Origin of the sequence: Coleofasciculus chthonoplastes PCC 7420 (genome assembly GCF_000155555.1) — a bacterium.
Classification (GTDB): Bacteria; Cyanobacteriota; Cyanobacteriia; order Cyanobacteriales; family Coleofasciculaceae; genus Coleofasciculus; species Coleofasciculus chthonoplastes_A.
In genome coordinates, this window is record NZ_DS989843.1 from 308,263 (window position 1) to 322,038 (window position 13,776).

The following is a 13,776-nucleotide window of genomic DNA, read 5'->3' on the forward strand; positions in this document are numbered from 1 at the left end:
ACTTGTCACGCCATCTAGAAAAATCGATATCAAACCCAATCCCAAGGGTAAGCTGTTCGGCATTTAAACCTTAATAAATATCAATAATCATGAAATCCTTGTAGTGCGTTTAGCGAAGCCATGCCGCAGGCTTTGCATCTTGCTCGCTACTAATACCCAATTTAAAGGCATGACAGCTTACTAACTTTAGAGTTTGTAGTTGCGCTTTAGCGCTTATGGCACTAAAGCATTGGTGTCAACTTAAGGTCGAAAACCAATGCTGGCAAGGTTTTCAGCTATGTCTATTTACTGCTCAAAATTTCCCCCTCATCCCCTAACCCCTTCTCCCTTGAAATAAAAGCGATAGCATCCTCTGTCCTCCCCCCTCTTGTAGGGGGGAACGAGGGGGGTGGGAGAAGGGGAACCAGATTCTCTTACTCCCCTCTCCCCGGCGTGGGAGAGGGGCTGGGGGTGAGGGGTTGAGCTTAAGTTGACACGGATGGGCACTAAAGTGCCTACTACAAAACCTGCTTAAGTCATCGTAAAAACCATTATAGGATAAAGACTTGAGGTGAAAATTAAACCCGAAAATGGCTCACTATATCATCAAGCGTCTACTCAACCTGTTACCTGTTATCCTGGGTATTACTCTTTTAGTCTTTCTCTTCCTCCACCTAATTCCCGGTGATCCCGCAACAGTTCTGCTAGGAGAACGCGCCACCCCTGAACAGGTAGAAGCCTTACGGGAACAACTGGGTTTAAATCAACCCCTACCCCTGCAATACCTCACCTTTATCAATAATCTATTCCATCTCGACTTTGGCACCAGTATTATCAGTGGGATTCCGATTATCGATGAAATTAAAACCCGCTTTCCCGCCACCTTTGAATTATCCTTAGCCGCCATGATAGTCGCCGTCATTCTGGGAATTCCGGCTGGCGTTTTTGCAGCAGTTTACAAGAATCGTCCCGTTGATAACCTAACCATGATTGGCTCATTACTGGGGGTTTCTATGCCCGTATATTGGTTTGGATTACTCTTAATTTACCTGTTTGCCATTACCTTAAACTGGTTTCCCCCCAGTGGACGGATTAGTATTGATGCGGGATTAAATTTTCAACCGATTACCGGATTTTACATCTTAGATGCGATTCTCAAACTTGATTTCAACCTATTCCAAGATATTCTATCTCACCTGATTTTACCCGCTCTAACCCTCGGCACAATTCCCTTAGCCATTTTAGCGCGAATTACTCGTTCTTCTCTGTTAGAGGTTCTATCCCAAGACTATATTCGCACAGCTAGGGCAAAAGGTATTCCCGAACATTGGGTAATTCTTCGCCATGGATCAAAAAATGCTTTGTTGCCTGTGGTGACAATTATTGGGTTGCAATTTGGTACACTTTTAGGTGGTGCTATTTTAACCGAAACTATCTTCTCGTGGCCCGGAATTGGTTCCTGGATTTACGAAGGAATTTTGGCACGAGACTATCCTGTTGTTCAAGGTGGCGTCGTTGTCGTCTCAGTTATCTTTGTCCTAGTTAATCTTGTTGTTGATATTTCCTATGCGCTAGTTGATCCGAGAATTAAGTATAAATAGCTAGTAACGCTAGGCGGAAGTCAGTTGTAGAGACGTTGCATGCAACGTCTCTACAACTATCTTTTCGGTTGCAACCTGATGTAACTAAACCCGCCCAGACGCGCCATGGCGCGTCTCTACAATAGTTTCTAGACTTCCCGTGAAAAGTCAGATAAGTTATCAGGCATCAGAGGAGATATTTTGTATCTATATGTTACCGTTTTTGAAAAAAATTCCCTATTCCTTGACAAAGGACAAATGACAAAGGACAAATGACAAAGAACAGACAAAGGACAAAGGAATGAAAGCCGTAGTCATGACTACTCCGGGTAAACCAGAAGTGCTGCAATTGCAGGACATACCCGAACCAAAACTGCAAACCGATAGAGACATAGTAGTACGACTCCACGCCGCCGGGGTTAACCCCATCGACACCAAACTGCGAAACCGTGGCACATTCTACCCTGACGATATGCCCGCCATTTTAGGCTGTGATGGCGCGGGTGTTGTCGAAGCCGTGGGTTCTGCTGTCAGCCGATTTCAGGTTGGTGATGAGGTGTATTTCTGTGCGGGCGGATTAGGAAAATCGGGTACAGGAAATTATGCCGAACTCACGGTTGTAGATGAACGTTGGGTCGCCCGAAAACCCAAATCCTTATCCTTTACAGAAGCCGCCGCCGCACCGTTAGTGCTAATTACCGCCTGGGAAGCCTTATATGACCGAGGGCGCTTAGCAGCCGGACAAACGGCGCTGATTCATGGCGGTGCGGGTGGTGTGGGACATGTTGCGATTCAGCTTGCCAAAATCAAAGGGGCTGATGTTTGCACCACGGTAAGTTCCCAAGAAAAAGCCCGATTAGTGCGTCAATTAGGTGCAGACGAACCGATTCTTTACAAACAAACTGACTTTGCCCAAGCTGCATTAGATTGGACAGAGGGAAAGGGTGTAGATGTCGCCTTTGATACGGTTGGCGGTCAAACCTTTTACGACACCGTTCCCGCCGTGAAAGTCTACGGAGATTTGGTCACCATTCTCGAACCTGACTATAATATCGGGAAATTGAAAACAGCGCGATCGCGAAATCTGCGAATTAGCTTAGAACTCATGCTAACGCCGACACTCCAAGGATTAGTAGCAGCCCAGGAACACCAAACCGAGATTCTCGAACAATGCGCCCAATGGATAGATGAAGGCAAACTCAACATTCACCTCTCTCAAACCATTCCCCTCCCCGACGCCGTTAGCGCTCATCAAGCTATAGAATCAGGATCAACCACCGGAAAAATCGCCTTGCAGACGGCATAAAAAATAGTAGCTCGGCACACCTAATTTGATGGATTAGCATCTCTTGCTCCCCTCTCCCAAGCTTGGGAGAGGGGTTGGGGGTGAGGGCTGTAGCCTAAGTTGACACCAAGACACCAATCATCAGTAAAAATGGACAAAGAGAACCAACTGCTTCAGCAATATAGCCAAAATCAACGCAACTTTTCCGGCATAAACTTACAGGGTGCAACACTAATCGCTGAAAGACTGCAAGAGGCGAACTTCAGCCATGCTGACTTGAGCAACACAGTTTTCTTTGGGTCAAACTTGAGTCAAACCCTATTCTTGAATACTAACCTTAGTGGCGCTATCTTAGTCGCCACTAATTTAACCGATGCCATCCTGATAGAAGCTAACTTAATTAACGCCAATCTCAGCGGTGCAAAACTCATCGGCGCTCAATTAATCGGCGCTCAATTAACTGGCATTACCATAGTCGGAGCGAATTTGAGCAATGCCAACTTGATTAACGCTGATTTGAGTCAGACCAATTTATATAAAGCAAACCTCAGTTGGAGTGAGTTGAGTCTGACGAATTTAAGTGAGGCGAATTTAAGTGAAGCAGACTTAAGTCATGCGCGTTTAGTCGGCGCTAATTTGACTGGGGCAGATATGAATAGTGCCAATTTGCAGGACACTAATTTCAGTGGTGCTAACCTGACTGAAGTTAACCTAAAAGATACTACATTAAACTTAAATTCGCCAGAATTATTAGCAGAAATTTTACGACAAGCGGCTGGGGATGACAAAGACAAACAAAACCTGGCTGAATTACTGCTCATGTATCGCCAAGGATGGGACTATTTAGCCACCCTAAATCATCCCTTAGCAGAATGGGGAATCGAGACAATTAAAGCCATAGCCTCATCTGAGCAAAACTTTCCTGAATAGACCTGTTTGTAGTAGGCACTTTAGTGCCTTAAAATGCTTTATTGTCAACCCCTAAAGTCATGCCTATTGTAGGTTTCTATACTATCGTGTCCTCCTACATCTGGCGGGGTGTCCGATACTACCGGATATACTATCATTTCCTTCTACCTTGCATTTTTACCAGACATTTCATACCAAATCCGGGTTAGCCACCCCCTTTATAATCTAGTCCGCGCAGGCGAACTTAGTTTGTGTAGCAGCGATTTCAATCGCCTCCTCTTGCATGGGGTTTCTCTGACTCTTTAGATACCATCAAACCCAGCCACTGATTTCTACATCGGTCAAGATTCTCCCCAACTTAAGAGATTCACTTTTAGTCGCCTGTAAAATATGTTTCATCATCACCGATTCTCCCGCATCAGCCGCTAAAAACGCCGCATTCAACGCAATATTGCGGATATTTCCACCCGCCATATTCACCTTACCCAACTTTTTCATATCCAAGTTTTTCGTCGGCGTCTCTTCAGGAAAAATGTGCTGCCAAATCTCAGTTCTAGCCTCAGCATCAGGGAAGGGAAATTTAACCGAAAAATTAATCCGACGCAGGAACGCTTGGTCTAATGATTCCAACAGATTCGTCGTCAAAATTGCCAACCCTTGATAGGCTTCCATCCGTTGTAGTAAATAACTCACTTCCACATTCGCATGGCGGTCATGGGAATCTTTAACTTGAGTTCGTTTGCCAAACAAAGCATCTGCTTCATCAAACAGTAAAATCACTCCACCCGTTTCCGCTGCATCAAAGATTCGCCGTAAATTCTTTTCTGTTTCACCAATATATTTACTCACCACCGCACTCAAATCAATCCGATAAACATCCAGGCGTAATTCCTTTGCCAATACTTCCGCCGCCATTGTTTTCCCCGTACCACTGGGTCCAGAAAAGAGAGCGCTCACCCCTAAACCGCGTCCTCCTTTTCCCGCAAATCCCCACTCTTGATAAACTTTCGCTCGTTGTCGAACATGAGCCGCAATCTCCTGTAATGTATTTTTTTCTCGTTCAGGTAAAATCAATTCTTCCCAAGTCGCTACCGCATCAATCCGTTGTGCTAAATCATCTAACCGGGGACGCGCTTGAGTGCGACAAAAATCCCACAAGTGAGTTTGCAACGGAGAAAAAGGATTCTCTATTTTGGGTTTTGACGTTTGGCTTTTAGATTTGCGAGTACGCCTTGAAGAGGAAGCAGGTTTTTCCGGTTCTTTCTCCTTAGGTTGCTCGGTTTTGACTGGAGGAAACTCCATCCCTTCCAGCGATAAACAAGCGGCTTGAATGGCTAGAGGATTGAGATTAAAATGAGACACTAGCGTATCGATTTGCCCATTTAATTCTGACGCTGTTGAACCCAGATACGACTCCCAAATCAACTTTTGTTCCCTGTGGCTTAGTTGACCCACATCCAAGGTAATCATCGGGCGCTGGTTTTGTGGTTGTCGTTCTTGAGTGCTAAGAATTAAAGGCAGATTTAAATCTTCAACAAACTGAGAGATAGCCAACTCTCGCATCCCATCAGTTTGATTCAGTTCATCGCAGGTGAGTAAAAGGGCGCTGTTGGTTAATATAGCTTCCCGTAAACACCGCTGTTTTAATTGATAGAGTTCATGAGGATTGATGGGAAGCAGGGATGCGGAAATTAAATTTAGATGCAAACTCAAAGCACTACAGCCAGCAGCCGCAATGGTATGTTTTGCTCCTAGTTCTGCACCACACAATTGAACGATAGGAAAGATAGATGTCGGTGTTTTTTGAGACCAAGTGGCGATGAGTTGCTCGGTGAGTTGTTGGTAGGACAGGGGAAGAGAAGATGGAGGAAAAGGGGGTATAGGTTTGAGGATACCAATCAAGTCATCATCCTCACAGGGTTCACCTAAAAGATAGCAGAAAATGCGTCGATTAATACGTAGAGGAGAGTGAGAGAGCGTTTGACTATCACCACTTTCAATTAGTCCCCAGTATTCTAAGGGGGATTTGGAAGAGAAAACACGTAAATTAGCATCACTAAATGTAGCAAAAGCTAAATTCAGAGTCGGATGATTTTGGTCTGGATGACCATGAAATTTGGCACACAAGACTTTAAATTTTCTGTCTAATTCCATCCCTACGCACAACAATAGAATATATTGCTCGAAGGGAGAAAGCTTACAGATTGTGCAGAGCGTCTCTAAGGCTGAAGGCTTATTTTGTAGGCAAGCCAAGATGTCTGGCGCTAAGGTTGTCTCAAATCTGAGTGGACTCGTCTGATTTTGGTCACGGTTAATGGTATCTTCCAATACCTGACGAACTTGATTAACGGCTGTCTGGAGATATTGAAAATTGGCTTGATACCAGTTAGTCGATGCTGGAGTATCCATGATGTTATCGGGCTGTTTAAATATCTTCAGGTTTACAGTCAGATGTTTTATGGCTTCTATGTTAAGGCATATTTCAGTGTAAGTTAAATTCGGGAAAAACAGTTTATAATTTAGCCACGTCTCAAGACGTCTTGGGTCACTTGGCTTACAGGTGTTTCCCAGGAGTAGGCAGGCGCTCGCTTATGGGAGAATCACCCAGAATTATTGAGGCAACAGGCTCGGAAGTGACAAATCATCAGGCAACTGAGGCAGCATCATGTATAAACCACTCCAAAAGAAAAATTCCTCTTGGACTCCAACAACGGCACAGAAGAAGAGCAAGAGTGCTTCTAAGTTAGGGCATTTTTCGATTCAACCCAAGCCAAATCAGAAATCGTCTCAGTCGCCGGAAATAGGGGAGTATTCCAGAGAGTCGGCGGATAGACTCACCGCGAATGTGATGCGAAGTCTAGAAGCTAAGGATTCCCAGGAGACAGAAACGCCAACGGTGCAGCCTCAGTCAGAATCAAGGATTTCAGTGGCTGATGTCGTCGGACAGAGAATGCCCACCGTGATGGCACGCACCCTGACTCCCCAAGTAAGAATGGCTTCTGAAGTGTCACCAGAAAACCCGATTCAACGGCAATGTGCTGATTGTGCCTCTCCCCAACAAGAACAATCAACCGCAGCCGGGAAAGACATTGAGCAGATATCGTCAGAGGCAGGAGCAATCCAAACGAAACTGACTGTCGGAGCGCCAGGAGATCCCTACGAGCAAGAAGCTGACCGAGTGGCGGCTCAAGTGGTTTCTATGTCAGCACCTCCTGACAATTCAGCTCCAGTTCAGCGTTTAGCACAAGAGAATAACCCAATTCAGAAATGGTCGTTGGCACAGTCGATTACGCCTGTCGTACAGAGGCGACTATCTGAGCAGGTGCAAACACAAGGGTTAGTGCAACGGGCATTTCAAGCAGGTGGAACGGAAGCGTCTGAAGATGTAGAGAGCCGTTTGAATACGTCTAAGGGTGGGGGTTCTCCTTTATCGGAGGAAGTGAGAGCCTTTATGGAGCCGCGCTTTGGCTCTGACTTTAGTGGTGTGCGAGTGCATACAGGCAGTGAAGCGGTGCAGATGAATCAGGAGTTGGGCGCTCAGGCGTTTACTCACGGGCAGGATATTTTCTTTAACCAAGGGAAGTATAATCCCGGTTCAACCGATGGCAAGCTTTTGTTGGCACATGAAATGACTCATGTGGTACAGCAGACGGGTGGAGTTCAGCCCAAACGTACAATCAGTGAATCAGGGGAAAGACATGAGGTAGGGGCAGACCAGATGGAAGAGCAAAGTAAAGGTATGACTGTGCCGCTCTCTTGGCAGCCAATTGAGAGGATATCTACTGGAGAATTGCAAGTTCAGCGTTACTTTTTGGCTCAAAATCCTAATGATCCTTCCGATATAACCCGTGTATCGGACGACAGATCTGTAGCTGTTAAACAAGAAGGCTATGGCAGTCATAAGTTATGGGCTGCACCAGGCAAGGCTCAACATTCTTCAAATCAACTCAGAGCAGTTAATTCAGTGATCGAATTGGTAGAAAATAAAACTGATGTCATAAGAGTCCATGATCTAAACAATAATCGTAAAAATCTCGTCAGGGTCATACCACGAAATATAAGTAACGGTACCCAAGGAAATGGAATGATAATCTGGGCTGATTGCGGTAGATCGGCAAGGGATGTTATTGGAGGAGAAAATGGAACTAGAGGTGTCTACAGAGATCCAGCTAGTCGAACCGGACAACACAAAAGAACTGTTGAAACCTTTGATCCTGAAGTAATAAAGTGGAAGGTTTTGGAAAATATTCTTCGAGTTTACGAGCAACAATTAGGACAGAAGTTGCTTGACGAGAGAAGGATTAGTCGAATGAAAAGTAGAGGATATATATCCGCACTCGCTAATTATTTATTGAGAATTTACAATCAACTATCACCGAGAACAAGGGAAAATTTAGATCGGCGTACAGGAATTAATCGTTGGGCTAATCCTGTAGTTGGGCAAGCTTACACTATCTCTAGTGGTGGTTCTCCTATGAGAGATATCAATGGTAACCCAATAAGAACTTGGAATTTCCATTGGGCAGGTGTTGTAATGAAGAGTGATAACGGCAGAGACAACGTAACGCTTGAAAATTATTCTGTAAGCGACTATGACGAAGCAAATACTAACTGGATATTCCAAATGTACGGTTTAGCTCAGTCTGCGGCAGAAGATTCCAGCAAGCAAGGTCAAACATTTCACGAAGAACACCGAGATATGGGTCAGCACGGTGAAACTCCCACAACTTTAGTAGTAGAGTCTAATAGCAGATGAAAGAAGATGAGATGCGAGTGCAAGTTCTAACTTCTGTTTTACTAGCAGAGACTGTAGTTTTATTCATAGGAAGTGTAGCATTAGGAGGTTGCCAGCCAAATCAAACAGGTGTTTTAACTTTAACCACAGCAGCAAGTAATATGACGGAATTGCCAACTATTTTAAATCGTACTGACATTGAGGAACATTTTCCCGACCCCTTCGATGCCATAGATGATGATGAAATGGATGAGAGACTACAAGCAAGAGATAAAGGTAAACAAGTGCGTCTAATTGGACAATACATTCAAGTAGATGTGAGAAGATGGCCCAAACCACCACCGAGATATAAAGGTCATGTAGCTGTGGTGTTGGAAGATGGCACTGAGGTCTTTCTTTATCCTCCCTGGCATTCTGAAGCCATAAGATCGACTAATGAAATTACACGATATAACAATCGAGGAGTTGCTGTGGTCGGTAAAATTGTTCCAGAATGTCCTAAATCTCCTCAGCCTGCTGCAAGCATTGTAGCGCCATGTATGCTAACAATTGATTTCATTGATCTAGTGGATTGAATCAATTGGCTCTCCCGTACATGGTGTGATAAATTTCACTTATATGTGTAGCGATGAGCTTGATTGGAGGAAAACCTAGCTTTTAAGCTGGATTAGTTGGGTTTCCTTGCGTTTTCCCAACCTACAAGCATTACATCATGGGACTTTAGCTTAATTTATAAGACTTTATTATCACTCTAAGTACGGGAGAGCCAAGGGTTTGACCATCACTACTTTCAATCAGTCCCCAGGATTCCAAGGGAGATGCGGAAGAGAAAACACGAAAATTAGCCTCGCTAAACGTAGCCAACGCTAAATTCAGAGTCGAATAATTTTGGTCGGGATGACCATGAAATTTGGCACACAAGACTTTAAATTTTCTGTCTAATTCAATCCCGACGCACAATAAGAGGATATATTGCTCAAAGGAAGAAAGCTTAAAGATAGTGCAGAGCGTCTCTAAGGCTGAAGGGTTATAGGGTTTAATGGCTTCTATGTTAAACCCTATTGCAGTGTGAGTTAAATTCGGGAAAAACCGTTTATAATTTATCCACATCTCAAGATGTCTTGTTACAGGTGTTTCGCCGAAGTAGGCAGGCGCTCGCTTATGGGAGAATCACCCAGAATTCTTGAGGCAACAGGCTCGGAAGTGACAAATCATCAGGCAACTGAGGCAGCATCATGTATAAACCCCTACAAAAGAAAAATTCCTCCTGGACTCCAACAACGGCACAGAAAAAAAGTAAGAGTCCGTCTAAATTAGGACATTTTTCGATTCAACCCAAGCCAAATAAGAAATCGTCTCAGCCCCAGGAAATAGGGGAGTATTCCAGAGACTCGGCGGATAGACTAGCGGCGAATGTGATGCGAAGTCTAGAAGCTAAGGATTCCCAGGAGACAGAAACGCCAACAGTGCAGCCTCAGTCCGAATCAAGGATTTCAGTGGCTGATGTCGTCGGACAGAGAATGCCCACTGTGATGGCACGCCCCCTGACTCCCCAAGTAAGAATGGCTTCTGAAGTGTCACCAGAAAACCCGATTCAACGGCAATGTGCTGATTGTGCCTCTCCCCAACAAGAACAATCAACCGCAGCCGGGAAAGACATTGAGCAGATATCGTCAGAGGCAGGAGCAATCCAAACGAAACTGACTGTCGGAACGCCAGGAGATCCCTACGAGCAAGAAGCTGACCGAGTGGCGGCTCAAGTGGTTTCTATGTCATCACCTTCTGACAATTCAGCTCCAGTTCAGCGTTTAGCACAAGAGAATAACCCCATTCAGAGAGAGTCTTTGGCACAGTCGATTACGCCTGTTGTACAGAGGCGATTATCTGAGCAGGTGCAAACACAAGGATTAGTGCAACGGGCATTTCAAGCAGGTGGAACTGAAGCGTCTGAGGATTTAGAGAGCCGTTTGAATGCGTCTAAGGGTGGAGGTTCTCCTTTATCGGAGGACGTGAGAGGGTTTATGGAGCCGCGTTTTGGTTCTGACTTTAGTGGAGTGCGGGTGCATACGGGTGGTGAAGCGGTGCAGATGAATCAGGAGTTGGGCGCTCAGGCGTTTACTCACGGGCAGGATATTTTCTTTAACCAAGGGAAGTATAATCCCGGTTCAACCGATGGCAAGCTTTTGTTGGCACATGAAATGACTCATGTGGTACAGCAGACCGGTGCAGTCTCACCCAAGCAAGAACAGCAATCTATTCAATCAGAGAGTTCCGCCCACAAAGTACCTGGATATCTCCAATCGATTTTTTCTTCTCAACAAGGTAATACTGCCTTGTATCGCAAAGAATTACAAGATTTTCAGCAGGTAAACAGCAATAAAACTCTGGATCAATATCAATCTCAACTACAAGAACCTAATCAACGGGTTGAAATTACCCAAACTGCCCCTCTGCAACAAGCACGACTCATGATGCGGGGAAATTCTGCCCCAGGTAAACCGGGAAAGCAGGTCAGTTCAAAAGCCATGAGTCGCCTTGACAAGGCGAAAGAAGCAATTAAACACACTAAATCCGTGTTTTTATACGGTGCAGGTAATCAGACAGAAGCATTGAAGGCAACTAACTTTAACTCCCAGTTCCGTCTTTTGGTTATGCGTGACGATCCTCAGGTTCTTGAGGCTGTGGGTGCAACGAGTTTCTGGCAGTTGACTGACTCGGTGAAGCCTATTGCGGCTGCCAATCCGGAAGCCTTGACAGCAGCTAAGGCAGATCTCGCTCATGGTGGCAATTGTGGTGAACACGCTGAGGTTGCTTTTGATTACTTACGGGTTCAGGCTGTAGGTGAAACGCTCCACTGGTCTTCTAAACAGGGATTAGACCATGACTTTGTTCTTATGGGCGTACCAGAAGACACTGATGCGGACATTGTTGTGGCAGATCCTTGGCCAACAAGAGCTACTGCAACAACATGGGAAGATCACTTTGCATATACATCAGACCGTGAAAAAATCCAACGGAAACACAGCATGGTTGCAGATGGTCAAAATGTGAAAGCTGTTATTGCTGCTGGTCTCACACTTACTGATAAAGGTAAGCAGGTTGCAGCCCTGAAACGCTCTAATAAACAAACAAAAGAATTACTGAAACGCAGTAAGGAACTTCATTTCTGGACACATTCTGATGCCGCAGCAAAGGGACATGACTATGACTATCATACATGATTGCTGTCAGCATATCACAGTTTCTCTAAATACTTTGGTAACGGGCAAAGATACCCACAAGCAAGGAAAGGGATAATACGATGAAAGCTAGCAATTTAATTAGTTTGATTGCTATGGTTATCTGGGGGTGTCAAACCTCTGCCAGCGTCAATTCTAGCCCTATTCCTTTAACCTCACAATTAAACCCCAAAGAAACACCTATGACAAATCCGATGAGACCCACAAATTCTGTTAGTTTCATTCCAGGACCCCCAATTCAGCCATCAAGTCAACTACTCAATTGGCTCAACAACGAAACTCAGACAGCTTCTGGCTCAAGAAAACTACTGCGACTTCCAGTGGTGATTCATTTCCAAGATTCCTACCGACTCGCCCTTGGTGATTCCTTTATCGGTACATCTGATAAAGACCTTGACCAAGACACTATCTTTTTGTCTCTTAGTGACGCTGCCATGAGCATATCACTCTTATCTACGTTGAGAGATATCTGCCCAAAAACGGTAAATTCATGTGCCGTATGGCTCGAAGGTTATTGGGGATCACTAATTGATTTTGACTTACCTGAACTATCTGCACTCAGAGAAGATCAAGGAGAAAATACAAAATCGCCTTTTTCTGTTCTGAAAGTCCATGAACTGATTCAAGAACAACCAGGGCAGAATGAGAAGATAAGAGTGTTTATTGAGTCTCCGTCTCCGTGAATTTGGAGATTAAGCCTCACCCAGCTCAAGTCTTGACAGAAATTAAGTTTCCAACTGGAGAGGATAGCAGTGGCTAATTTTAGCCTAACCGATAGAGATGTTACTGAATTAACGAGATTTCAAGAACTGCTGCCAGATGTACGCAGCTACGTTCGGCAACATGCACCATCTGACTGGCCTGAGTTTCGCTCAGTTTTGACGGCTGTCACGGATGAACCCTTAAGTGCGCTAGCAATTTTGCCGTTGGCAAGTTGTGCGGCAGTGGGCGGTAATCCACAAGAAGCGATTCCAGTAAGTGCTGCTTGGGTAGTCCTCAGTTTAGCCATGCGTATCTTAGATGATTTGCAGGATCAGGATCGACCTGATGCGCTGTGGGCAACAATTGGTTTGGCTCGCAGCTTTAACTTCAGTGCAGCCCTCTATGCGTTATGCAATGAACTCCTGGCTCAAGCTGCATGGACTCCTGAGCTTTATCGAGTAATTAATCAACACTTTTCTCAAACAGGACTGCACTTATTAAAAGGTCAAGATCGGGATCTACGCAATCTAACTCTCACTATTGAAGACTACTGGCATACGATAGAAGAAAAAAATGCTAGTGCCTTTGTTTTAGCTTGTACTGCTGGTGGACTTTGTGGTCCTGATAACCCAAAACTTCTTGATGCCTGTCGCAGGTTTGGATATCATCTTGGATTGGCTCTACAGTTGTTTGATGATTTTGAAGGAATTTGGGGACAATCTGGCAGGGGTGACTTGGTAATGGGTAAGATAACATTGCCAGTTATTTACGGTCTCAACGTAGCCCATAATCGGCGTGATGAACTCCAGAAACTAATCGATGATGCTAGTTTAGCGAAGGAATCAGAACGGATTCGTGAGATTCTCGATCAGATTAATACTCGTGATTTTATGATTTGGACAGCTTTGCAAGAGCGTAAAAAAGCGGTTGCAGCTTTGGAACCCTGTCCAGGTCAGCAGGGGGTTACGGCTTTAACTGCTTATGTAACTACAATTTTTGCCCACATTGAGGATGTTTTGAGGTAGCGCGATCGCGCTATTCTTGACCAAACCAAAAAATGTTTAGAGTTAGTAAGGCGATGGAGACGGTAAATTAAAATATCAAATCGGAGAAAAGGTATAAGGTGAAGGGGAATCTGTGCGATCGCGCTTGGGAATTTGTCCTGGAAAGCCCCATTTAACGAGACAGTAGATAGCAAAATTAGCGGTGTTAAAATGACAATCTAATAACGTGTAGGCGATCGCTTTTTTGGTGAGTGCGATCGCGGATATTGTCGGCTGCGTTACGGCAAGATTTATGCTTTATGCGCTACGTTGTTTTTCGCAGTTCGCTGGCGCGTAGTGATAG

The 13,776-nt window shown here is 44.8% G+C and carries 10 protein-coding genes; 8 read left to right on the forward strand and 2 right to left on the reverse strand.

Going from position 1 to position 13,776, the window contains the following annotated elements; translation table 11 throughout:
- Positions 1–569: 569 nt before the first annotated feature.
- From MC7420_RS05195 to MC7420_RS05205, 3 genes are all read left to right on the forward strand, one after another.
- Positions 570–1,580, forward strand: a complete 1,011-nt coding sequence (locus MC7420_RS05195) for an ABC transporter permease (protein WP_006099124.1) — start codon at positions 570–572, stop codon at positions 1,578–1,580.
- 280 nt (positions 1,581–1,860) lie between these two features.
- A complete protein-coding gene (locus tag MC7420_RS05200) occupies positions 1,861–2,865 on the forward strand; it encodes a zinc-dependent alcohol dehydrogenase family protein (RefSeq protein ID WP_006098898.1) in 1,005 nt (334 codons plus the stop codon).
- Positions 2,866–2,994: 129 nt separating this feature from the next.
- Positions 2,995–3,774 (forward strand): pentapeptide repeat-containing protein, encoded by a 780-nt coding sequence (locus MC7420_RS05205; protein WP_006098976.1) that lies wholly within the window; start codon positions 2,995–2,997, stop codon positions 3,772–3,774.
- 291 nt (positions 3,775–4,065) lie between these two features.
- On the opposite strand, the gene MC7420_RS05210 is transcribed toward MC7420_RS05205, so the two are convergent.
- Positions 4,066–6,162 (reverse strand): ATP-binding protein, encoded by a 2,097-nt coding sequence (locus MC7420_RS05210; protein ID WP_006099105.1) that lies wholly within the window; start codon positions 6,160–6,162, stop codon positions 4,066–4,068.
- 256 nt (positions 6,163–6,418) lie between these two features.
- Here MC7420_RS05210 and MC7420_RS34880 point away from each other — a divergent pair, with 256 nt between their 5' ends.
- Positions 6,419–8,509 (forward strand): eCIS core domain-containing protein, encoded by a 2,091-nt coding sequence (locus MC7420_RS34880; RefSeq protein WP_006099006.1) that lies wholly within the window; start codon positions 6,419–6,421, stop codon positions 8,507–8,509.
- Positions 8,506–9,063, forward strand: a complete 558-nt coding sequence (locus MC7420_RS05220; protein WP_232231644.1) for a histidine kinase — start codon at positions 8,506–8,508, stop codon at positions 9,061–9,063. The genes MC7420_RS34880 and MC7420_RS05220 overlap by 4 nt, the downstream gene beginning before the upstream one ends.
- A gap of 145 nt (positions 9,064–9,208) precedes the next feature.
- On the opposite strand, the gene MC7420_RS05225 is transcribed toward MC7420_RS05220, so the two are convergent.
- Positions 9,209–9,598 carry a hypothetical protein gene (locus MC7420_RS05225; protein ID WP_044205170.1) on the reverse strand — a complete coding sequence of 130 codons (390 nt, stop codon included), beginning with the start codon at positions 9,596–9,598 and terminating at the stop codon, positions 9,209–9,211.
- Between the two features lie 125 nt (positions 9,599–9,723).
- Here MC7420_RS05225 and MC7420_RS34885 point away from each other — a divergent pair, with 125 nt between their 5' ends.
- From MC7420_RS34885 to MC7420_RS05240, 3 genes are all read left to right on the forward strand, one after another.
- The gene (locus MC7420_RS34885) at positions 9,724–11,709 is read left to right on the forward strand and encodes an eCIS core domain-containing protein (protein ID WP_006099048.1); all 1,986 of its coding nucleotides are present in this window, start codon (positions 9,724–9,726) and stop codon (positions 11,707–11,709) included.
- An 80-nt stretch (positions 11,710–11,789) separates the two neighbouring features.
- Positions 11,790–12,410, forward strand: a complete 621-nt coding sequence (locus tag MC7420_RS05235) for a hypothetical protein (protein WP_006098978.1) — start codon at positions 11,790–11,792, stop codon at positions 12,408–12,410.
- 69 nt (positions 12,411–12,479) lie between these two features.
- Positions 12,480–13,454 (forward strand): polyprenyl synthetase family protein, encoded by a 975-nt coding sequence (locus MC7420_RS05240; RefSeq protein WP_006098835.1) that lies wholly within the window; start codon positions 12,480–12,482, stop codon positions 13,452–13,454.
- Positions 13,455–13,776: the final 322 nt, after the last annotated feature.

Excerpts from the sequence above, each read along its gene's own strand:
- MC7420_RS05195 (WP_006099124.1), top strand. The coding sequence starts at position 570 with ATGGCTCACTATATCATCAAGCGTCTACTCAACCTGTTACCTGTTATC.
- MC7420_RS05200 (WP_006098898.1), top strand. The coding sequence starts at position 1,861 with ATGAAAGCCGTAGTCATGACTACTCCGGGTAAACCAGAAGTGCTGCAA.
- MC7420_RS05205 (WP_006098976.1), top strand. The coding sequence starts at position 2,995 with ATGGACAAAGAGAACCAACTGCTTCAGCAATATAGCCAAAATCAACGC.
- MC7420_RS05210 (WP_006099105.1), bottom strand. The coding sequence starts at position 6,162 with ATGGATACTCCAGCATCGACTAACTGGTATCAAGCCAATTTTCAATAT.
- MC7420_RS34880 (WP_006099006.1), top strand. The coding sequence starts at position 6,419 with ATGTATAAACCACTCCAAAAGAAAAATTCCTCTTGGACTCCAACAACG.
- MC7420_RS05220 (WP_232231644.1), top strand. The coding sequence starts at position 8,506 with ATGAAAGAAGATGAGATGCGAGTGCAAGTTCTAACTTCTGTTTTACTA.
- MC7420_RS05225 (WP_044205170.1), bottom strand. The coding sequence starts at position 9,598 with ATGTGGATAAATTATAAACGGTTTTTCCCGAATTTAACTCACACTGCA.
- MC7420_RS34885 (WP_006099048.1), top strand. The coding sequence starts at position 9,724 with ATGTATAAACCCCTACAAAAGAAAAATTCCTCCTGGACTCCAACAACG.
- MC7420_RS05235 (WP_006098978.1), top strand. The coding sequence starts at position 11,790 with ATGAAAGCTAGCAATTTAATTAGTTTGATTGCTATGGTTATCTGGGGG.